A 19,891-nucleotide genomic window follows, 5' to 3' on the forward strand; every position below is an offset into this window, starting at 1 on the left:
GCGAAAGAATCACGACCCAAGGGATGGAACGCGTGAATCTCGAGCTCGCGCTCCGCATGACCGAGGCCGCCATGAGACAGGCGATCAGGGAGGGCGCGTCGATCTCCGTCGCCGTCGTGGACGAGGGCGGAAATCTGGTGTCTTTCCAGCGTATGGACGGTGCGGAGATCTCGGGACCGGTCCTCGCGCCGGGCAAGGCGTACACCTCGGTGGCCCTGCGCAGGGACAGCGCCGACGTGGCCAGGCACATGGCCCGCGGAGGGGAGCTGGCAGGCCTGCCGGGCGAACGATTTGTCGGCGTAGGAGGTGGCATCCCGCTGTGGGCGGACTACGGTGAGGGAGAACGCGTGGTCGGCGGCGTAGGGGTCAGCGGAGGCACGGTCGCGCAGGACGTGGCGTGCGCCGAAGCGGCGGCGATGGTGTGGCGGACGCGGTGAGCGAGCGCTTTCCGCAACACACACCGCTGGTATCCGCCATGATTAGCCACTGCACCACGGGTAACAGAATCCCGATCGTAAACTCCCCGAGGAGAGAACAGAGATGGCACTTCCCACTCTCACCCCCGAGCAGCGGCAAGCGGCTCTGGCCAAGGCCGCCGAGGCCCGCGCCGCCCGCACGGCCCTGCTGGCGAAGGTCAAGGCCGGCGAGATGACGTTCTCGCAGCTGCTGGAGCGCGACGACGACATCGCGAAGAAGATCAAGGTGTCGCAGGCGCTGCGTGCCGTCAAGGGCGTCGGTCCGGCCAAGGCCACCGCGCTGATGGAGGAGGCGGGCGTCGACGAGAAGCGCCGCCTCGGCGGCCTGGGCGCCCAGCAGCGCAAGAAGCTGGTCGAAGCGCTCGGCTAAATGCCGGGCGGCCAGGTCCGCGCGCAACGCCGCGCGGACCGGCCGGCGACCCTCGGCAACAGGCAAGGAGGGGCCGGAGAGCAGCGAGCCGCCCCGCTCTCCCCGGCGGGCCGAGCCGAGGGACCCCCACCCCCACGCGCGGCTCCCCCGCCGCACCACGCCACGTGAGGACCCCGGGGTCAGGAACGCAGGTAGGCCAGCACGGCCAGCACCCGGCGATGCTGGTCGCCGTCCTCCGCGTAGAGGCCGAGCTTGTTGAAGATGCTCCTGATGTGCTTCTCCACGGCTCCGTCGCTGATCACGAGCTGCCGCCCGATGGCCGGATTGGACTTCCCCTCGGCCATCAGCCCGAGGACCTCGCGCTCGCGCGGAGTGAGCTGCGCCAGCGGGTCGTCCCTGCGCCTGCGGACCATCAACTGGGACACCACCTGCGGATCGAACACGGTCCCGCCCGCGGCCACCCGCCGCAGGCCCTCCAGGAATTCGTCGACGTCCACGACCCGGTCCTTCAGCAGGTAGCCCACCGCGCCGCGGGCATCGGCGAGCAGGTCGTCGGCGTAGGAGACCTCGACGTACTGCGACAGGATCAGCACGGGCGCCCCCGGCACCCTGCGCCGCGCCTCGACCGCCGCCTTGAGCCCCTCGTCGGTGAACGACGGCGGCATCCGCACGTCGACCACCGACACGTCGGGCCTGTGTTCGGCGATCGCCGCGACGAGGCCCTCGCCGTCCCCGACGGTCGCGACCACCTCGCAGCCGAACTCCTCCAGGAGCCTGACCAGGCCCTCCCTGATGAGAACCGCGTCATCGGCCACGACTACCCGCACGGCACCTCCGCCACGATCAACGTCGGCCCGCCGTCCGGCGACTGCACGGTCAGCTCCCCGTCGACGGCGCGGAGCCGGTCGGCCAGCCCGGCGAGCCCATGTCCCTTGGCGACGTGCGCGCCGCCGACCCCATCATCCCCGATCGTGAGCATGAGCACGTCGCCGATGCGCTGCAGCTGGACCGTGCAGATGGTGGCGCGGCTGTGTTTGGCCACGTTGGTGAGGGTCTCGGCGCAGACGAAGTAGATGGCGTTCTCCACGGCGGCCTGGTAGCGCTCGACGGTCTGCACGTCCAGATCGACGGGTACGGTGCACCGACCGGCCAGGGCGGCGAGCGCGGGCGCGAGCCCGCGGTCGGACAGGATGGGCGGGGCGATGCCGCGCGAGAGCGCCCGCAGCTCGTCGAGCGTCTCGCGGGTGGCGGTGATCGCCGACTTGATCGTGGCCTGCGCGGCCTCGGGGTCCTTGGCGAGCTGCCGCTGCGCCCTGGACAGCTCCATGGCCAGCGACACCAGCCGCTGCTGCGGCCCGTCGTGGATGTCGCGCTCCAGCTTGCGCAGCGCGTTGGCCTCGGCGGACACGGCGGCGGCGCGGCCCTCGGCCAGGTCGTCGATGCGCTCCTGCAGCTCGGCCACGCCGGTCAGCAGGGCCCGGCCGAGCCCCGCCCTGATCAGCGCGGCTCCGCGCACCGTGATCGGCAGCAGCAGCGTGAAGACCAGGCCGATGGACCCGTGGAAGACCGCGTTGACGAGGTAGCCGTCGCCGAGACCGAGCACCTCAGGCAGCTCCGTGTTGCCGGGGATGCGCATGGTGATGAACCCGTAGAGCGGCCAGGTCAGCCCGGCCAGGGCGATCGCCCAGAACACGATCGTGAGCACGAACGACAGGATCGCGAACGGGAAGTTCAGGATGGCGTGCAGCAGGTCGAGCCAGGACTGGCCGCTCGTCAGCGGGTTGATCAGCCGGCGGAAGCGGCCCGCGCCGGGCGGGGCGGGCTTGTAGCGCGGCCGTACGGGAGGCCGCTTGAGCACGTCGGACAACCAGCCGCGCTCCGCGTCCGCGAAGCCGCGGGCCACCATCAGCGTGCCGGCCAGCAGCGGCACGCCGATCCACACGACCGCGGTGCCCACGCCCGCCGAAAAGCCGGCGACCATGAGGACGAAGCCGATGACGGCCGTGGGAAAGCCGACCAGCGTGTAGCGGGTGTCGAGAAGGACACGCCTCATCAGGGAGCGCATGACCTTCACGGTAGGGCTTCGCCTCTGACGTGACGAGAAGGTGCACCGGTGTGCGGGGGTAGGGCTGGCCCTACCCCGCCCAGTGGTGTGATCCGACGGCGATACGGCAGCTCGCGTCACTGTGCCGCGGCCTCTCCGGCGGGAGCCTTGAGCCATCCCTCTCCTGAATCGAGGCTCCCATGACCGTCCTGCTGGACCGCCCCGTCGCCGTAGCCGCGGAGCCGCGCGTCAAAGCGGCCGGCGCGCCGCGGGATCCGTTCATCGACCTGCTGCGGGTGCTGGGCATGGCGCTCATCGTGGTGCAGCACTGGACGATCCCTGTGTTGTCCTATGACGGGATCCGGCTGACCACGGGGAACGCGCTGGCGACTCCGGGCGTGTGGGTGGTGACGTGGCTCAGCCAGGTGATGCCGCTGGTGTTCTTCGCGGGCGGCGCGGCGAACGCGATCAACTTCGGCCGCTCGGCCGCGGACGCCCCACGGTGGGTGGCAGCGCGGTTGCGGCGGCTGACCTGGCCGCTGCTGCCGCTGGCGGCCGTGTGGATCCCGCTCCCCCACGTGCTGCTCTCGTTCGGGGTGCCGGAGCAGCCGCTGGAGGTGGGGGCGCGGCTGACCGGCCAGCTGCTGTGGTTCCTCGCCGTCTACCTGATCGCCGTCGTGGCCACGCCGTACGCGCTGCGCCTGCACGAGCGGCACGGCTGGCGCGTGCCGGCGGCGCTGGCGGCCGGGGCGGTCGTGACGGACGTGGTGCGGTTCTCGGCCGGGTTCGAGCCGGTGGGTTATCTGAACGTCGTGTTCGTGTGGCTGGCCGTGCACCAGCTCGGCTTCTTCTACGCCGACGGGCGGCTGCGCCATGCCTGGGCGCTGGCCGCGGGCGGGTTCGGGGCGGCGGCGCTGCTGGTGGCGTACGGGCCGTACCCGGGCAGCATGATCGGGCTGCGGGGAGCCGAAGTGTCGAACATGGCGCCGCCCACGCTGGCCATGCTGGCCGTGGGCGCCGGGCAGATCGGGCTCGCCACGCTGCTGCGGCCGTGGCTGGTGCGGCTGCCCAAGGGCAGGGTGCTGGCCTGGGCGGGACCGCGCGTCATGACGATGTACCTGTGGCACATGCCGGCCCTGTTCGCGGTGACCGGCGTGGTGGTGGTGTTGCTGGGGATCGACACGCCGGCGCCGGGCAGCACGTTCTGGTGGGCCGGGTTGCCGCTCTGGTTCGGGATGTTGTGCCTGGTCATGTGGCCGCTGATGAAGGTGTTCGCCAGGTTCGAGACGCCGCCCGCGCTGCCGTACGGCACGAGCGGGTGGGGCGGCACGCTCGCGGCGTCGGCGCTGGCCGGCGGCGGGGTTCTGACGCTGACCGTCGGCGGGTTCGCGCCCGGCGGCGGGCCGTTCCTGGCCGTGCTGGCCGTGCTTGGCGGCCTCCTCATGACGGCCCCGAGAGCCCGAGGGTAAGACAGCGTTTCTTTGGCCGAGCTCCGCTCGGCGGGCTGAGATGGATGTCCTCGCTGCGCTGCGGATCCATCTCAACGGTCCGACCACCGAGGAAACTTCGGCAGGATAGAGACCGTGAGCCTACTCGTTGACCGCCTCCCCGAAGAGATCGATGCCGAGCCCGACGCCATCTTCGACGCGTTCGTCGCGTGGAACGCCGAGCGCGGGCTCACGCTCTATCCGGCCCAGGAGGAGGCGCTCATCGAGGTCGTCTCCGGCAGCAACCTGATCCTGGCCACGCCGACGGGCTCCGGCAAGTCGCTGGTCGCCGCGGGCGCCCACTTCACGGCGCTGACGCGGGACATGCGCACTTTCTACACCGCGCCGATCAAGGCGCTCGTGTCGGAGAAGTTCTTCGACCTGTGCGCGATCTTCGGCACGGAGAACGTCGGCATGATGACCGGCGACGCCAGCGTCAACCCGGGCGCCCCGATCATCTGCTGCACGGCCGAGATCCTGGCCAACGTGGCGCTGCGCGACGGCGCCGCCGCCGACATCGGCCAGGTCGTGATGGACGAGTTCCACTTCTACGCCGAGCCCGACCGCGGGTGGGCGTGGCAGGTGCCGCTGCTGGAGCTGCCCAACGTGCAGTTCATCCTGATGTCGGCCACGCTCGGCGACGTGTCGATGTTCGAGCGTGACCTGACCAGGCGCACGGGGCGGCCGACGTCCGTGGTCAAGCACGCCGAGCGGCCCGTGCCGCTGGTCTACTCCTACCGGATGACCCCGCTGCACGAGACGCTGGAGGAGATGCTCAAGACCGGGCAGGCGCCGGTCTACGTCGTGCACTTCACCCAGGCCGCCGCCATGGAGCGGGCCCAGTCCCTGATGTCGATCAACATGGCGACGAAGGCCGAGAAAGAGGCGATCGCCGCGATGATCGGCGGCTTCCGCTTCACGACCAGGTTCGGGCGGGCACTGTCGCGGCTGGTCCGGCACGGCATCGGCGTGCACCACGCCGGCATGTTGCCGAAATACCGCCGCCTGGTGGAGCGGCTGGCGCAGGCGGGCCTGCTGAAGGTCATCTGCGGCACCGACACGCTCGGCGTCGGCGTCAACGTGCCGATCAGGACGGTGTTGTTCACGGCACTGTCCAAGTACGACGGCAACAAGGTGCGCCGGCTGCGGGCCCGCGAGTTCCACCAGATCGCCGGCCGGGCCGGCCGGGCGGGCTTCGACACGATCGGCTACGTGGCCTGCCAAGCTCCCGAGCACGACATCGAGAACGCCAAGGCCCTCGCCAAGATCGGCGACGACCCGAAGCGGCGGCGCGGCTACGCCCGCAAGAAGCCGCCCGAGGGTTTCGTCGGGTGGAGCGAGGACACCTTCCAGAAGTTGCAGGAGGCCGAGCCGGAGCCGCTCAGCTCGCGGTTCAAGGTCACCAACGCGATGTTGCTGGCGGTCATCAACCGGCCGGGCGACTGCTTCCAGGCGATGAAGCACCTGCTGACCGACAACCACGAGGACCGCAAGTGGCAGCGGCGGCACATCAGCCAGGCCATCGCCATCTACCGGTCGCTGCTGGCCGGCGGCATCGTCGAGCAGTTCCCCGAGCCCGACGAGCAGGGCCGCAGGGCCCGGCTGACGATCGATCTGCAGGAGGACTTCGCGCTCAACCAGGCGCTGTCGACGTTCGCGCTGGCGGCCTTCGATCTGCTGGACCGCGAGTCGCCGTCGTACGCACTGGACATGGTCTCGATCGTGGAGTCCATCCTCGACGACCCCCGGCAGATCCTGTCGGCCCAGCTGAAGAAGGCCAGGGGCGAGGCGGTCGCGCAGATGAAGGCCGACGGGATCGAGTACGAGGAGCGGATGGAGCAGCTGGCCGAGGTCATGTACCCGATGCCGCTGGAGGACCTGCTGCTCGGCGCCTACGAGACCTACCGGCGCGGGCATCCGTGGGTGGGCGACTACACCGTCAGCCCGAAGTCCGTGGTCCGCGACATGTACGAGCGGGCGATGACGTTCAGCGAATACATCCAGTTCTATGAGCTGGCCCGCTCCGAGGGCACGGTCCTGCGATACCTGGCCGACGCCTACCGGACGCTGTCGCGCACGGTGCCCGAGCATCTCAAGACCGACGACCTGGTGGACCTGATCGAGTGGCTGGGCGAGCTGGTGCGGCAGGTCGACTCGTCGCTGATCGACGAGTGGGAGAAGCTGACCAACCCGGCCGCGGCGCTGGAGCAGCAGGAGCAGCTCGAGGCCAAGGTACGCCCCGTCACGGCGAACCCGCGTGCCTTCCGCGTGCTGGTGCGCAACGCCATGTTCCGGCTGGTCGAGCTCTGCGCCCTGGAGAAGGAGGAGGAGCTGGAGGAGCTCGCTCCGGACGTGGACTGGGGTGCGGCGCTGGACGCCTACTACGCCGACCACGAGGAGATCCGCACCGACGCCGACGCGCGCGGGCCCGCGCTGCTGCGGATCGAGGAGGAGAGCGGCCTGTGGAAGGTACGCCAGACGATCAAGGATCCGGCCGGCGACGGCGACTGGGGCATCGACGCCCAGGTGGATCTGGCCGCGTCGGATGAGGAGGGCCGGGCCGTCCTGCACGTGCAGGGACTCAACCGGCTCTAGACGTGACAAGCCGTGTGCCGGAACGGACTGGCAAGGGCGTCCCGGCACACGCCTGTTAATTCAGTGTCTTTCCCCCAACGTCGGTATCGTGTCATGACAATGTCCCAAGATCGAGACATTTCCCGGGGGATCAGCAGTCGGCGATGGTGCAGATCTTGGCGAGCATCCGGGTGGCGTCCTTCGTCTGCTGCTTGAAGTCGGCCGCGGCGGGCTTGCCCCACTCGCCGGACACGGTGTAGACGATCAGGGCGTTCGCGCGGCGGGCGACGACGGCCCGCTCGCCGCCCACGGCCGCCTTCTTGCCCTGGTAGACCTGGCCGGTCACCTTCAGCGCCTTGTCGCCGAGGCTCACGGACGTGGCGGTGTAGCGGTAACCCTTGGTGCCGCAGGCGCGTACGGCGGCCTCCAGGTCCCGCAGGGCCTTGCCCGCGGCCGCCGCGGACGCATAGAGGATCACCTGCTCGGACTTGGAGTAGTCGGGGACCGCCGTGTAGGTCAGCGTCCTGGCCGCGGTGCGCCCGCTCTGGCCGAGCGTGCTCTTCTGGCACGGGTTGACGACTAACCTGGCCGATTTCTTGCCGCTGGCGGACCAGCTGGTCTCCGGGTCGTCGTCCTTCTTCGCGGCGGCCTTCTCGTACAGGAGGAAGTTGTTCGGGATGGCGACCGCGGCCGCCAGGATGAGTGCTGAGATCATGGGACAAAATGGTAGGGGTGAGCGACGAAGAAATCAGACGCGTCCTGGGCCTGCTCTACCAGGACGACACGTTACGGGCCTTCGCCTCCCTCGTGCTCGGCGACAGCGAAGGGCTCTCCCCCAAGGCGCTCCACAAGCTGGCCGGCAGCGGGCTGGCGGTCTGTGACGAGGGCGGCCAGTGGCGGGCGAGGCCCGAGCGGTTCAGGGAGCTGCTGCGGGCACGTACCGAGCCGGCCGAGGAGTTGACCGCCGAAGAGCGGGTGCTGCGGACCTTCCTGGTGGACGGGCGGCTGACGACCCTGGCGATGCGGCGCGACAAGCGCCTTGTCGTGCTGCGCTACATCGCCTTGGTGTTCGAGCCCGGGGTGCGCTACCCGGAGAAGGACGTCAACGTGGCGCTGCGGGCCTTCCATGACGACTACGCGGCCCTGCGGCGGTATCTGGTGGACGAGGAGCTGCTGTCCAGGGAGGACAACGTCTACTGGCGCAGCGGCGGCCCCGTCCACCTTTAAGCGGCCCCGTCCACCTTTAGAGCGTGCGGAGGTTGCTGGTCCAGGCGTCGAGCTTGGCCTGCCACCGCTCCGGGTCCTCCGGCCGTCCCGGCACGCCCGGCCGGCGCTGCCAGGGCAGCGGGCCGGCGGCGCGCCGGTACTCCACACCGATGGCCTCCAGCCGGGGCAGGTGCGCGGCCAGCCGCTCGCGGAAACCGGGCAGGTCGCGCCCCGCGGGGCTCCACACGGTCTCGGCGAAGGCGGCGAGCCGGGGGAAGGCCATGTAGTCGACGTGCCGGCTGGAGTCGATCAGCTCCGTCCAGATGCCGCACTGGGCGCCGAGCACCCGCTCGGCGGCGGCGTCGCCGCGCAGCTCCTCAGGGACGGGCTCGAAGGCGTAGACGTCCTCCAGGGTCAGCACCGTCCCGAACGGGATCGGCTCCTCCTCCCCCGGCCCCTGCCGGTAGTCGAGGTAGAGGCTCGTGTTGGAGCAGTTGATCACGTCGTGGCCGCGTCTCGCGGCGGCCACCGCGCCCAGCTCGCCTCGCCAGGAGGCGACCACCGCGCCGGGCGCCAGGCCGCCCTCCAGGATCTCGTCCCAGCCGACCAGCCGGCGGCCGCGCGCGGTCAGATAGTCGTCGAAGCGGTGGATGAGCCAGCTCTGCAGCTCCTCCTCGTCCCGCAGCCCGAGCTCGGCCATCCGGCGCTGCGCGGCCGGGCTCGCCCGCCACTGGTCCTTGCGGCACTCGTCGCCGCCGAGCATCACGTACGGGCTGGGGAAGAGCTCCAGCACCTCGTCGAGCACGTTCTGGAAGAACTCGATCGTGGAGTCCTCGACGTTGAGCACGTTCACGCCGACGCCCCAGGTGGTGCGCACCTCCAGCGGCGTGCCGAGGTTGCCCAGCTCCGGGTAGGCGGCGATGGCGGCCTGCGTGTGCCCCGGAAGGTCGATCTCGGGGACGACCATGACGTGCCGCCGCGCGGCGTAGGCGACGATCTCCCTGAGGTCGTCCTGGGTGTAGTAGCCGCCGTGCGGCCGGCCGTCCATGGCACCGTTCCAGCCGGTCTGGCTCTCCCCGCGCCACGCCCCCACCTCGGTCAGCCGGGGGTAGCGCTTGATCTCGATCCGCCAGCCCTGGTCGTCGGTGAGATGCAGGTGCAGCACGTTGAGCTTGTGCAACGCCAGCAGGTCGATGAAGCGCAGCACGTCGTGCTTGGTCATGAAATGCCGGGCGACATCGAGCAGGCAACCGCGCCACCGGAACCGCGGCGCGTCCTCGACGTACGCGCCCGGCACCGTGAACGGGCCGGTCGCGGCCTTCCTGAAGGCGGCGGGAGGCAGCAGCTGCCGGAACGTCTGCGACCCGTAGAACGCCCCGGCGGGCCCGCCCGCGACGATCTCGACGTCCTGGCCGACGGTCAGCCGGTAGGCCTCCGGCGGCAGGTCGCCGAGCGTGAGAGTGATCGTCCCCGAGCCCGGTCCTGGCAGCAGCTCACCAGCGGTGACGGGTCCGAGCTCGCCACGCAGCCAGGCGGCCACCTCGCGCAGCTCGGGATCCGCGGCGAGCGAGGTCCGGCTGTCGAGGACGAACGAGCCGGGCCGGGACTCGTGGTTGACGGGCTTGGGAACGATCATCAACTCTCCTTGTCTACTTGCAGGTGATGGTGGCGTCGGCGAAGTCGGCGTGGTCGGAGGTGGCGTTGTCGCCGCCGTTCGTCGCGACCAGCCGGATATATCGGGCGCCCTCGATGGAGGCGGTGACCTTGCGGGCGGGCATGGCGCCGGTGAGCAGACCCGAGTACGCGACCCGGCCGCCGTCGGCCCAGACCTCGAACCCGGCGGAGCCGGCCGCGCCGACCTCGTCGTCGATCCCGGCCTGGAACTCCACCGTCGAGCAGCGCCCGCCGGCGTAGTACTCGATCTCGGCGGGCGAGTGCGTCCCGAGGCCCTTGGGATACGTGACGCCCTCGATGGTGATCGGCCGGCCGTCACCGGCCGCCCGCTCGCCGTTGCTGGTGTCCTTCTCGACCGGGCCGAAGTAGTTCTTGACGCTGGTCCAGGCCAGGTCGCTCAGGTACGTCCGCCCCGCCCCCGGCGCCTTGGCGACGGTCACGACCGCGGTCGCGCTCTGGCCACCCAGTGAGAAGGTGAGGGCGTGGTTCTGGAGCGCGGCATCGGCCGGCGGAGTGACCGCCCACGTCACGGTGAACGTCTCGCCGCCGTCGAGCCGGCTCTTCCTGGCCGGTGTGCGCGCGGTGACCTGCCACCCCTGAGGCGCGGCGGCCGTCACCTCGAGATCGCGCAGCCGCCCGGTGGCACCGGTGTTCGTGACCCGGGTGACGATCTCGCCGGTCCGCCCGGGCTCCAGCACCGACGGCCGGTCCTCACCGAGGAACCTCGGCGGGTCGGCCTCGAACGTCACCAGCGGCGGCGCCTGCTCACGGCTCTCGCTCACCCGATAGAGCAAGGCCCCGTGGGCGGGCACCTGGGCCGCCAGCTCGCCGGCTGACGAGGAGACCGCGCCGCTCCACAACTCCTCGACGCGGTAACGGGAGCCGCCGATCCTGGTGGAGATCGTGGCCGCGCGGTCGCTCTCGTTGAACAGCACGATCGCCCGGTCGCCGCCCGCCAGTGGCTTGGACACCACGTGGTACCAGCCGTCGCTCTTCACGAGCCGGCCGTGTGCGCCGAGCGTGTCCTGGTCGACGGCGATCACCTTGGGGTTGGCGACGATCGCCGGTGGCGCCTTGGCCGGGTCCGCCTGCAGGATGAGCGGCGCCGCGCCCACGGCCCAGAGCGTGACCTGGGTGCGGTATTCGGTGTCGGTCATCCCGCCGCGGCCGGCCTGGATGAGGTCGGGGTCGGCCCAGCTGCCCGGGCCCGCGTACTCGGCCCTGAGCTGGTTGAACTCCCAGATGTCGACCATGGTCGCGTAGGCGTCGGCGATCGGCCGGTTGTAGACGTTCGTGCGCCAGGTGGTGGCGCCCGCGTCCTTGCCCCAGAGCCACGGGACGGTGCTGCCGTCCTCGTTGTTCATGGCGAACACGACGTCGCCGCCGAGGGCCTGGCGCATGGGCGGGTAGAGGGTCTGGGCGATCTGCTGCACGTTCCGGCCGGGGAAGTCGGCCGTGGGGATGTTGCACCAGTCGTACTTGACGTAGTCGACGCCCCACTCCTTGACCTGGGCGGCGTCGGCGGCCTCGCTCTTGTACGAGCCGGGGCCGCCGCCGGCGCAGGCCTTGGTCCCGGCCGACAGGCTGAGGCCGAGTTTCAAGCCCTTGCCGTGCACGTAGTCGGCGAGCGCCTTGATGCCGCCGGGGAAGCGGGCCGGGTCGGGGGCGAGGGCGCCGGACGCGCGCTGCGGGGCGAGCCAGCAGTCGTCGACGATGACGTACCGGTAGCCGAGCGGAGCGAGCGGGGCGAGGGCGTCGGCGGCCTGCCGTACCGACGCCTCGGAGACCGAGCAGCCGAGCGAGCGGCTGCTCCAGCCCATCGGCAGTCCGGACACGGCTTCGGCGGCGCTGGATAACGGGACGAAGGGCAGGGCGACAAGGGCCGCCGCGGCGGCGGCCGTGATGGTGCGCATGGTGGTCCTGTCAGGCGGAGTTGAGTCTGGGGTTGCCGGGCTCGATGACGAACGAGCCGGAGGTGTAGGCCGGGGCGTAGGGCTCGGTGATGCGCGACAGCGAGCGGAAGTCCACCGTCATCTCCCGCGGGGTGATCCTGGTCCTGACGTAGCCACGGCGGCCGTTGAAGAACTTCACGTGCGGGTTCTCATCCAGCAGGATCTGCGTGTTGGGGTATTCGTCCAGGCCGTTGCCCGCGCTCGTCACCGAGGTGGTGACCAGCTCGACGGCGACGGACTTGGACTCGGGGTCCTGGTGGTCGCGTTTGATCTCGCCGGCCCAGTGGGAGTGCACGTCGCCGGTGAGCACGACCGCGTTGCGCTTGTAGGCGTCGAAGGCGGCGGTCAGCCGGTTGCGGGAGGCGACGTAGCCGTCCCAGCCCTCGTTCGAGTAGCCCTTGCCGGGGCCGTTGGCCCAGTCCATCTCCATGAAGAAGACCTGCTGGCCGAGCAGGTCCCAGGTGGCGCTCGAGCCTTTCAGCTCGCCGTCCAGCCACGCCTCCTGGTCGCGGCCGAGCAGTGTCCTGTTGGGCGCGAAGCGGTCCAGGCAGTCGGGGCCGACGGTGCCGCTCTTGCCGGTGCAGGCGTACAGGTCGCGGTATTGGCGGGTGTCGAGCAGGTGCAGGTTGGCGACGGCGCCCCAGCGGATGCTGCGGTGGAGCTTGAGCGCCGCGCCGTCCGGCTTCTGCGCACGGCGCAGCGGCATGTTCTCGTAGTACGCCTGGAAGGCGGCGGCGCGCCGGGCGAGGAACGGCGGGTCCGGCTGCTCGGGCACGTCGCCGGCCCAGGCGTTCTCGATGTCGTGGTCGTCCCACACCACCACCCACGGCGCGATGGCGTGGGCGAGTTGCGACTCGGGGTCGGCCTTGTGCTGGGCGTGGCGCAGGCGGTAGCCGGCCAGGTCGAGGCACTCGCCGCCGGCCTGGTCGCGGACCGGGTACTTGTAGTCGCCGTACTCGTAGATGTAGTCGCCGAGGAAGGCGATCAGGTCGGGCTGGTCCTCGGCCATCCTGCGGTACGGGGTGAACCAGCCGGCCTGGTAGTCGGCGCACGAGGTGAACGACAGGTTCAGCGGCCGGCCGCGCGTGCCGGGGGCGGGGGCGGTGAGGGTGCGCCCGACGGGGCTGAGCTCGTTGCCGGCCTTGAAGCGGTAGAAGTACTCGGCGCCCGGGTCGAGGCCGTCGAGCTCGACGTGCACGCTGTGGGCGGCGTCAGGGCGGGCGACTTCGGCGCCGCGGCGTACGACATGTCGGAAATTTTCGTCCTTGGCGAGTTCCCACTGGACCGCGATCGGGCGGCTCGGCATGCCACCGAGGCCGTCGAGGGCGATCGGGTCCATGGCGAGCCGGGTCCACAGGACGACGCCGTCGGGAGTGGGCTCGCCCGAGGCGACGCCGAGTTGGAAGGGGTCGGAGAGAGGGGCACGGCGAGCAGCCGCGCGCACGGGTGGGGTGCCCAGTGCGGCGGAAATGCCCAGGCTCGCGCCCCCGGCGAAGAGTGAACGCCGGGTGATCATGGGGGTCCTTACTCGAGGGTGGCGTTACCTGCGGCGACAGCCTGGTCTGCGGCTTCTTGCGGAGAGAGTTTGCCGAGGTACATCTCGTTGAAGATCTGATTAAGCTTTGTCTCGAAGCCCGTGAAGCCGGTGGTGATCGGCAGCGGGAAGGTCGAGCCCTCCGCCTCCTCGACGAACGGCGAAACGTCGATCTTCTTGGCCTTCCAGTAGTCGACGTAGCCCTGGGAGAGGCCGTTGAGGGCGGGGAAGACGTAGCCGCCGTCGGCCATGATCTTCTGCGGCTCCTCGGTGCCGAGGTATGCGGCCAGCTTCATGGCCTCCTGCGGGTGCTCGCTCTTGGCGTAGACGGCCTCGGCCAGGCCGTTGAGGTTGACCGAGCGGCCGGCCGGGCCCTCCGGCATGAGGGCGACGCCCACCTCGAACGTCGCCTCCGGGGCCACGAACGGCAGCAGCGCGTTGTTGGCGGGGAACATCGCGATCTGCCCCGCCTTGAACATGTCGGTGACCTTGCCGGTGGGCGGGTTCGTCTGGGTGGCGGGCGGGGACACGTGGTGCTTGTTCACCAGGTCCACGCCGAACTGCAGCGCCTGCACCGAGGCCGGGTCGTTGAAGACGTACTTGCCGAAGGGCTGGTCGACGAGCTTGCCGCCGTTGGAGCTGACCCAGTTCATCCACTGCGTCTGGTAGTGGTTCCAGGAGGCGAAGCCGTACGTCTTGACCTTGGCGGGGTCGAAGCCCGCCTCGCCGGGGTGTTTGCCGGCCTCGTCCACGGTGAGCTTGCGTGCCGTGTCGAGCAGGGTGCCGGTGCCGTCGGCCGTCCAGGTGAGCTTGTCCGGCATTTCCACGCCGGCCTGCTTGAACAGGTCCTTGTTGTAGAGCAGGCCGACGATCCCCCAGTCCTTGGGGACGCCGTACAGCTTGCTTTCGTAGGTGAAGGAGCCGACGACGGTCTGGTGGTACTTCGACGTGTCCGCCTGCACCGGCGACAGGACGCCCTTGGTGACGAACTCGGGGAACTGGGTGGGCGTCATCCAGAACACGTCCGGCGCGGTGCCCGCGACCACGTCGGCGGTGAGCTTCGTCCAGTACTGGTCGTACGGCAGCAGCTCGATCGTGACGTCGATGCCGGGGTTGGCCTTCTCGAAGGCCGCCATGACCTTCTCGTAGCCGGCCTTCTGCTGGTCGTCCCAGAGCCGGTACGTCAACGTGACCTTGTCCGTCCCGCCTCCTTCTCCTGACGAGCAGCCGGTGAGGGTGGGCCCAGCGGTAAGCAGGGCGGCGCCGAGCAGCGCCCCGGCCCAGCGAATCCGGGGGGATTTCAACATTCGCTGACCTCTTCTTACTTGAGGCCTGTGAGGACCACAGACCGGACGATGTGCTTCTGGAAGAAGATGAAGACGGCCACCATCGGCGCCAGCGCGATCAGGCTGCCGGCCATCATGAGGTGGTAGTCGACGCCGATGCCGTCCTTGAGCGTGGCGATCGCGACGGTGATCACCCTGGTGTCGTCGCCGCTGGTGATGATCAGCGGCCAGAGGAAGCTGTTCCACGACGAGATCACCGTGATGATCACCAGCGTGCCGAGCGCGGGCCGGCACAGCGGCAGCAGGACGCGCAGCAGGATCGTCATCGGCCCGGCCCCGTCGATCCGCGCGGCCTCCTCAAGCCCGGCGGGCAGGCTCTTGAAGAACTGCCGCATGAGGAAGATCCCGTACGGGGTGCCGAGGATGTACGGGGCGAGCAGGCCGTACCACGTGTTGACCAGGTCCAGCTCCCGCATGATGAGGAACAGCGGGATCATGGTGACGGCGCTCGGCACCATCATCGTGGCCACGTACAGCCAGAACAGGACGTCCCTGCCGGTGAACCGCAGCCGGGCGAAGGCGTAGGCCGCGAACGTCGTGAACACCAGCTGCCCCGCCGTGAGCAGCGCCGTCATCACGGCCGTGTTGAGCAGGTAACGCGGGAAGTCCCCGCCGAGCATCTTGGCCAGGTTGTCCGTGGTCGGCGGCCATCCGGGCAGCCACGGCGGGGTGGAGCTCAGCTGCGCCTGCGTCTTGACAGCGGTCAGCACCACCAGCAGGTACGGGAAGACCGACAGGAAGGCGCCGGCCGCGAGCGCGGCGTACACCAGGATGCGTTTGGTCATGGGTCACTCAGCTCAGGTCGTAGGTGGTGCGCTTGCCGAAGAACCTGACCTGCGCCACTGTCACCAGGAAGATGACCGCGAACAGCAGGGTGGACAGCGTGGCCGCGTAGCCGAAGTCGAACTCCTTGAACGCGGTCTCGAAGATCCGGAAGTTCAGCACTTCGGTGCTGCGGCTCGGCCCGCCGTTCGTCATCGCGTAGACCGTGTCGAAGACCTGGAAAGCGCCGATGAGGTTGGTCACCGTGACGAAGAACATCGTGGGGTTGAGCAGTGGCAACGTCACCCGCCAGAACCGCTGGGCGGAGGTGGCGCCGTCGGTGGCGGCCGCGTCGTACAGCTCTTGCGGGATGCCCTGGAGGCCGGCCAGGAAGAACAGCATGTTGTAGCCGGTGTGCTGCCAGACGCTGACCAGCGCCACGGCCGGCAGCGCCCAGGCCGGGTCGGACAGCCAGTCGGGACCCGTGATGCCGACGAGGGCCAGGGCACTGTTGATCGCGCCGTCACGCGGGTCGAAGATCCAGTTCCAGATGAGGGCGAGGACGATCGGCGTGGCCATCCAGGGGATGACGAAGAGCGAGCGGTAGAACCTGACGCCCTTGATCCGCTGGTTGAGCAGCATGGCCAGGGCCAGGGCGAGGACGGTCTGGAGCGGGATGCAGAGCAGGACATAGCCGGCCGTGACCACCAGCGAGTGCCAGGTCTCACCGTCGGCGGCCAGGCGTCGGTAGTTGTCCAGGCCGGCGAACTCGGGGGCGGACAGCAGCTCCCAGTCGAACAGGCTCAGGACGAGGACGATCACCATGGGGAGCAGCAGGAACGCCACCACGCCTAAGAGGCTCGGGGCGATGAACAGGTACGCGTGCCAGCCGCTCCCCGGCCGCCTCCCCCGGCCGCGCACGGCCCGCAACGGGAGGCGGGCAGCGGCGGTGCGGCCGGTCATGACGGGTCCGTGGCGGTCGGGACCATCAGGCGCCGGGTCGTCTCCAGGCCCCACGCGTCCAGCGCCGCGATCGGATCGCCGGCGCCGCGCAGTCCGCCCGTCCCGGCGATGTGCGCCGCCCATTCCTCCCTGGACTCGACCTCGGGCCGCAGGATGATGCAGTCGGGATCGTTCACCCACCACCGGGCGTGCAGGAACTCCCTGGCGGCCCCCGTGAGCCGGGCCCCGAGCTGCGACGGCTGGCTGATGTCCCCTGACCTGGGCAGCAGGGTCGGCGCGATGTCCGGGCTGACCCGCATGATGTCGACCAGCCCGATGCTGGGCAACATCGGCGCGCCGCACCCGTGCAAGGTGGCCTCGGCGCCGCCGCCTTCGCGGATCAGCTCCAGCCCGCGCCGGTACGCGGCGATCGGGTCGAGGTCCTCGTGCCGCCCGCCCGCCAGCGCCCCCGCGTACAGGTAGTCGAGCTTGAAGTGGGTGATCCCCATGGCGCGGAACGTGCGGAAGACGTTCACCAGGTGCTCGGCCGCGCCGGGGTGGGTGACGTCGAGCACGGCCAGGTCCTGGTTCCACATGCGGCCGGCGTAGGCGCCGTCGACCAGCCACTCCGGGTGCTCGCGGAAGACCCGGCTGCGGTGCCCGACCAGGAACGGCGCGGTCCAGATCCCGGCCCGCCGGCCCGTCGCCGTTATCGCGTCCACCGCCCGCTCCAGCGATCCGAACCCGGGCCGCCCCTCCAGCCAGTCGCCGATCTCGGCCTCGTAGCCGTCGTCGATGAGGAACATGTCGGCGGGCAGCCCGTGCCGGGAGGCGAGTGCCAGGTTCTCGATGACGTCGGCGTCGGTGACCTTGTCCCAGTAGCCGTACCAGGTGCACCACATGGGCGGGACCGCGGGGAACGTCCTGGGCTGCGCCATGGTGTCCGCCCAGCCGCGCAGGGCTTGGGCCAGGCCCCCTTCGGCGCGGCGGTGACGTACCGGGCCGTCGGCGGAGATCACCAGACGGCCGGGCTCCGCCTCTCGCGCCCTGATCGAGGGCACGTGGAGCGGGCCCGCCGCCGACCACAGCTCCACGGACCCGTCGCCGGGCTCCACCGCCAGCAAGCCCTCCCCCTGGAACACCCCGTTCGGGACCGGGGTCTCTGGGCGGTAGCAGAGGATCTGGATCGTCTCGTCGGCGGGCCGGGGCGGGGCGTCTCCCAAGCCGTAGGCGCCCGTGGGGCTCCACGACTGCCAGCCGTGCTCGAACACCCACGCCCGGCCGGGAACGCACGTGATCTCGCCGATGTCCGCGAACGACATCAGTCCTCATTCCTCTCAACTTACGTAGGAGCCCTTCATTAGTAGCACCGGGTTCGCGGAGGGGTCAACGGCCGATTCCTGCACGAGAACGGGCCGTATACACCAATCAAGCGCTGGCATAATGTCGTGTTACAGAGGAGAGCTACATTAAGGACGGCGGATGGCGGACCTACGCGGCGGCGACCTGTCACGGCTGCGGCAGCTCAACTCCCTGAGCGCCATCCGGGCACTACGCAGGGCGGGCCCGCTCACCCTGTCGGCGCTGGCCGAGCGCACCGGCCTGTCGCGGCCGTCGATGAAGGAGGTCACCGACGAGCTCATGTCCTTGGGCTGGGTGGAGGAGGTGCCGCCGAGCCCGGGCACGATGGGCCGGCCCGCCCGCCGCTACCGTTTCCGCGCCGACGGCGGCTACCTGGTGGGCGTCGACATAGGAGGTCACAACATCCGCGCCGCCCTGTCCGACCTCGACGGCGAGATCCTCGCCGAGACCCGGCAGCCGGTCCTGCCCGACGCCCCGCTCGACGAGCGGCTGGCGGCGATCGAGCGGGCGGTCAGCGGGTGCCTGGCGCTCAGCCGTACGACGGTCGCCGACCTGTGGAGCATCTCGGTCGGCACGATCGGCGTGATCGACGTCGAGGGGCGCGTCATCTACTCGGCCGCCGTGCCCGCCTGGCGGGACCTGGACCTGGCGGGCAAGCTGCGCGAGATGTTCCCCTGCCAGGTGCTCATCGAGAACGACAGCCGCCTGGCCGCCATGGCCGAAGCCCGCCGCGGCGTCGCCCGCGGAGCCAGGGACGTGGTGTTCCTGCACGTCGGCCGGCGTATGGGCGCCGGCCTGATCATCGGCGGGAAGGTGCACAGGGGCTTCGGCGCGGCGGCCGGCGAGATCTCCATGCTGCCCGAGGCCCGCTGGTTCGACGCGCCCGAGCACCTCAACACCTGCGCGTGCGTGCCCGAAGGCACCGCACCCGAGGACGCGGCCGGCTACACCCTGGCCGCCGCCAGGAACGGCGACCCGGTCGCGGTCGAGGCCGTCGAACGGTACGTCGACGACCTCGCGGTGGGCACGGCCGCGATGGTGCTCATCCTGGACCCGCAGATGGTGGTCCTGGGGGGCGGATTCTCACGGTCGTCGGACGTGCTGCTCGACCGGCTGCGGGAGCGGCTGGAGCGAGTGTGCATGCGCATGCCGGAGGTACGCGCCTCCACGCTGGGGGACGAGTGCGTGGTGGTCGGCGCCATCGACTACGCCGTCGACCACCTGGACGACCAGCTCTTCACCCCCGACAAGGGCCCCCTCCCCCTCACCCGCTGACTCCGTTCCCCACTTTGTGCGCGGGGCATCAAGGAGCTGATATCCCGGTGGTGCGGAGCGCGGATCAAGGCCACTATCTCCCCATGAAAAGAGCAATAGAGGTCCGCCCTGCGACGCCAGAAGACGCGGCCACGTTGGCGCGGCTCAACGACTTCGTCCATGCCCTCCACGTCAATGAGCGACCTGATGTCTTCCATCCGCCCTCGTCGGCTGAAGAGTTGGTGTCCCTCTTCGGCTCCTTCCTGGCACGCGAGAACGCTCTTGCATTCGTCGCAGACTCATCGGAAGGTCCTGTCGGCTATGTCACGGCGACCATTCACCAGCGCCCAGGGGACGTGCTGACGCACCCCCGGAGTTTTGTCTTCTTGGAACACATCGCCATAGACCCTGCCGTAGCACGTACTGGAGTGGGTGCCGCCTTGGTGGAGTCAGTTCGTGTGGCCGGCAAGGACGCGGGCTGTACAAGCCTTCTCACCGACGTGTGGGACTTCAACAGGCCTGCGTTGGCCTTCTTCGGAGCCTCAGGTCTCGCGCCCATGCGGCATTGGCTGGAACAGCCGTTGTAACGGCGATCAACCAGGAACAACAAACAGCCCCAGACTCCCGGCCGGTGCCGTGATCTGGGGCTGACTGCAGTGTGGTGGACGATACTGGGATTGAACCAGTGACCTCTTCCGTGTCAGGGAAGCGCTCTCCCGCTGAGCTAATCGTCCTTGTGAGGTGGCGACGGGATTTGAACCCGTGTGGACGGCTTTGCAGGCCGCTGCCTCGCCTCTCGGCCACGCCACCGGGCCATGTCTCCGAGCGGAAGACGGGATTCGAACCCGCGACCCTCACCTTGGCAAGGTGATGCTCTACCACTGAGCCACTTCCGCGTTGCTCAAGTA

The 19,891-nt window shown here is 69.9% G+C and carries 17 protein-coding genes and 3 tRNA genes; 7 read left to right on the forward strand and 13 right to left on the reverse strand.

The window, feature by feature from the left end:
• The first annotated feature begins 32 nt into the window (after window positions 1-32).
• Window positions 33-437 carry a GlcG/HbpS family heme-binding protein gene (locus tag EDD27_RS25175; protein ID WP_127934571.1) on the forward strand — a complete coding sequence of 135 codons (405 nt, stop codon included), beginning with the start codon at window positions 33-35 and terminating at the stop codon, window positions 435-437.
• A gap of 103 nt (window positions 438-540) precedes the next feature.
• The gene (gene mihF / locus EDD27_RS25180) at window positions 541-846 is read left to right on the forward strand and encodes an integration host factor, actinobacterial type (protein WP_127934572.1); all 306 of its coding nucleotides are present in this window, start codon (window positions 541-543) and stop codon (window positions 844-846) included.
• A 179-nt stretch (window positions 847-1,025) separates the two neighbouring features.
• Here the strand turns inward: mihF and EDD27_RS25185 are convergent, their stop codons facing one another.
• Together EDD27_RS25185 and EDD27_RS25190 are read right to left on the reverse strand one after the other, a co-directional pair.
• Window positions 1,026-1,673 (reverse strand): response regulator transcription factor, encoded by a 648-nt coding sequence (locus EDD27_RS25185; RefSeq protein WP_127934573.1) that lies wholly within the window; start codon window positions 1,671-1,673, stop codon window positions 1,026-1,028.
• Window positions 1,664-2,911: a sensor histidine kinase gene (locus EDD27_RS25190; RefSeq protein ID WP_127934574.1), complete on the reverse strand. Its 1,248-nt coding sequence runs from the start codon at window positions 2,909-2,911 to the stop codon at window positions 1,664-1,666. Before EDD27_RS25190 ends, EDD27_RS25185 begins: the two co-directional genes overlap by 10 nt.
• 179 nt (window positions 2,912-3,090) lie before the next feature.
• On the opposite strand from EDD27_RS25190, the gene EDD27_RS25195 reads away from it, so the two are divergent.
• The gene (locus tag EDD27_RS25195) at window positions 3,091-4,359 is read left to right on the forward strand and encodes an acyltransferase family protein (protein ID WP_127934575.1); all 1,269 of its coding nucleotides are present in this window, start codon (window positions 3,091-3,093) and stop codon (window positions 4,357-4,359) included.
• Between the two features lie 105 nt (window positions 4,360-4,464).
• Window positions 4,465-6,972, forward strand: a complete 2,508-nt coding sequence (locus tag EDD27_RS25200) for a DEAD/DEAH box helicase (protein WP_127934576.1) — start codon at window positions 4,465-4,467, stop codon at window positions 6,970-6,972.
• Window positions 6,973-7,102: 130 nt separating this feature from the next.
• Here the strand turns inward: EDD27_RS25200 and EDD27_RS25205 are convergent, their stop codons facing one another.
• On the reverse strand, window positions 7,103-7,666 hold the full coding sequence (locus tag EDD27_RS25205; protein ID WP_127934577.1) for a sensor domain-containing protein: 564 nt from the start codon (window positions 7,664-7,666) through the stop codon (window positions 7,103-7,105).
• Window positions 7,667-7,674: 8 nt separating this feature from the next.
• Between EDD27_RS25205 and EDD27_RS25210 the strand changes: the two genes are divergently transcribed.
• The gene (locus tag EDD27_RS25210; protein WP_127934578.1) at window positions 7,675-8,178 is read left to right on the forward strand and encodes a DUF2087 domain-containing protein; all 504 of its coding nucleotides are present in this window, start codon (window positions 7,675-7,677) and stop codon (window positions 8,176-8,178) included.
• Window positions 8,179-8,194: 16 nt separating this feature from the next.
• On the opposite strand, the gene EDD27_RS25215 is transcribed toward EDD27_RS25210, so the two are convergent.
• Genes EDD27_RS25215 through EDD27_RS25245 form a run of 7 tightly spaced genes read right to left on the reverse strand, consistent with a single transcriptional unit; the run spans window position 8,195 to window position 17,689 of the window.
• Window positions 8,195-9,793, reverse strand: coding sequence for a beta-N-acetylhexosaminidase (locus EDD27_RS25215; RefSeq protein WP_127934579.1), 1,599 nt, complete (start codon window positions 9,791-9,793; stop codon window positions 8,195-8,197).
• A 13-nt stretch (window positions 9,794-9,806) separates the two neighbouring features.
• Entirely contained in the window at window positions 9,807-11,744 is a 1,938-nt protein-coding gene (locus EDD27_RS25220) for an NPCBM/NEW2 domain-containing protein (RefSeq protein ID WP_127934580.1), read from the reverse strand.
• Between the two features lie 10 nt (window positions 11,745-11,754).
• The gene (locus tag EDD27_RS25225) at window positions 11,755-13,299 is read right to left on the reverse strand and encodes an alkaline phosphatase D family protein (protein ID WP_127934581.1); all 1,545 of its coding nucleotides are present in this window, start codon (window positions 13,297-13,299) and stop codon (window positions 11,755-11,757) included.
• 8 nt (window positions 13,300-13,307) lie between these two features.
• On the reverse strand, window positions 13,308-14,624 hold the full coding sequence (locus tag EDD27_RS25230; protein WP_127934582.1) for an ABC transporter substrate-binding protein: 1,317 nt from the start codon (window positions 14,622-14,624) through the stop codon (window positions 13,308-13,310).
• Window positions 14,625-14,638: 14 nt separating this feature from the next.
• Entirely contained in the window at window positions 14,639-15,448 is an 810-nt protein-coding gene (locus EDD27_RS25235; RefSeq protein WP_127934583.1) for a carbohydrate ABC transporter permease, read from the reverse strand.
• A 7-nt stretch (window positions 15,449-15,455) separates the two neighbouring features.
• On the reverse strand, window positions 15,456-16,388 hold the full coding sequence (locus EDD27_RS25240; protein WP_164903778.1) for a carbohydrate ABC transporter permease: 933 nt from the start codon (window positions 16,386-16,388) through the stop codon (window positions 15,456-15,458).
• Window positions 16,385-17,689 (reverse strand): glycoside hydrolase family 36 protein, encoded by a 1,305-nt coding sequence (locus EDD27_RS25245; RefSeq protein ID WP_127934584.1) that lies wholly within the window; start codon window positions 17,687-17,689, stop codon window positions 16,385-16,387. The genes EDD27_RS25240 and EDD27_RS25245 overlap by 4 nt, the downstream gene beginning before the upstream one ends.
• Window positions 17,690-17,849: 160 nt before the next feature.
• Here EDD27_RS25245 and EDD27_RS25250 point away from each other — a divergent pair, with 160 nt between their 5' ends.
• Window positions 17,850-19,004 (forward strand): ROK family transcriptional regulator, encoded by a 1,155-nt coding sequence (locus EDD27_RS25250; RefSeq protein ID WP_127934585.1) that lies wholly within the window; start codon window positions 17,850-17,852, stop codon window positions 19,002-19,004.
• An 83-nt stretch (window positions 19,005-19,087) separates the two neighbouring features.
• A complete protein-coding gene (locus EDD27_RS25255) occupies window positions 19,088-19,570 on the forward strand; it encodes a GNAT family N-acetyltransferase (protein WP_127934586.1) in 483 nt (160 codons plus the stop codon).
• Between the two features lie 72 nt (window positions 19,571-19,642).
• On the opposite strand, the gene EDD27_RS25260 is transcribed toward EDD27_RS25255, so the two are convergent.
• The 3 genes from EDD27_RS25260 to EDD27_RS25270 all read right to left on the reverse strand — a co-directional run bounded on the left by EDD27_RS25260 (window position 19,643) and on the right by EDD27_RS25270 (window position 19,879).
• Window positions 19,643-19,717 (reverse strand) — tRNA-Val (locus EDD27_RS25260).
• A gap of 5 nt (window positions 19,718-19,722) precedes the next feature.
• Window positions 19,723-19,793 (reverse strand) — tRNA-Cys (locus tag EDD27_RS25265).
• A 14-nt stretch (window positions 19,794-19,807) separates the two neighbouring features.
• A tRNA-Gly gene (locus EDD27_RS25270) sits at window positions 19,808-19,879 on the reverse strand.
• Window positions 19,880-19,891 lie beyond the last annotated feature (12 nt).

Origin of the sequence: Nonomuraea polychroma, assembly GCF_004011505.1 — a bacterium.
Lineage (GTDB): Bacteria > Actinomycetota > Actinomycetes > Streptosporangiales > Streptosporangiaceae > Nonomuraea > Nonomuraea polychroma.

Excerpts from the sequence above, each read along its gene's own strand:
- mihF (WP_127934572.1), top strand. The coding sequence starts at position 541 with ATGGCACTTCCCACTCTCACCCCCGAGCAGCGGCAAGCGGCTCTGGCC.
- EDD27_RS25190 (WP_127934574.1), bottom strand. The coding sequence starts at position 2,911 with ATGCGCTCCCTGATGAGGCGTGTCCTTCTCGACACCCGCTACACGCTG.
- EDD27_RS25195 (WP_127934575.1), top strand. The coding sequence starts at position 3,091 with ATGACCGTCCTGCTGGACCGCCCCGTCGCCGTAGCCGCGGAGCCGCGC.
- EDD27_RS25205 (WP_127934577.1), bottom strand. The coding sequence starts at position 7,666 with ATGATCTCAGCACTCATCCTGGCGGCCGCGGTCGCCATCCCGAACAAC.
- EDD27_RS25210 (WP_127934578.1), top strand. The coding sequence starts at position 7,675 with ATGGTAGGGGTGAGCGACGAAGAAATCAGACGCGTCCTGGGCCTGCTC.
- EDD27_RS25215 (WP_127934579.1), bottom strand. The coding sequence starts at position 9,793 with ATGATCGTTCCCAAGCCCGTCAACCACGAGTCCCGGCCCGGCTCGTTC.
- EDD27_RS25220 (WP_127934580.1), bottom strand. The coding sequence starts at position 11,744 with ATGCGCACCATCACGGCCGCCGCCGCGGCGGCCCTTGTCGCCCTGCCC.
- EDD27_RS25225 (WP_127934581.1), bottom strand. The coding sequence starts at position 13,299 with ATGATCACCCGGCGTTCACTCTTCGCCGGGGGCGCGAGCCTGGGCATT.
- EDD27_RS25230 (WP_127934582.1), bottom strand. The coding sequence starts at position 14,624 with ATGTTGAAATCCCCCCGGATTCGCTGGGCCGGGGCGCTGCTCGGCGCC.
- EDD27_RS25235 (WP_127934583.1), bottom strand. The coding sequence starts at position 15,448 with ATGACCAAACGCATCCTGGTGTACGCCGCGCTCGCGGCCGGCGCCTTC.
- EDD27_RS25240 (WP_164903778.1), bottom strand. The coding sequence starts at position 16,388 with ATGACCGGCCGCACCGCCGCTGCCCGCCTCCCGTTGCGGGCCGTGCGC.
- EDD27_RS25245 (WP_127934584.1), bottom strand. The coding sequence starts at position 17,689 with ATGTCGTTCGCGGACATCGGCGAGATCACGTGCGTTCCCGGCCGGGCG.
- EDD27_RS25250 (WP_127934585.1), top strand. The coding sequence starts at position 17,850 with ATGGCGGACCTACGCGGCGGCGACCTGTCACGGCTGCGGCAGCTCAAC.
- EDD27_RS25255 (WP_127934586.1), top strand. The coding sequence starts at position 19,088 with ATGAAAAGAGCAATAGAGGTCCGCCCTGCGACGCCAGAAGACGCGGCC.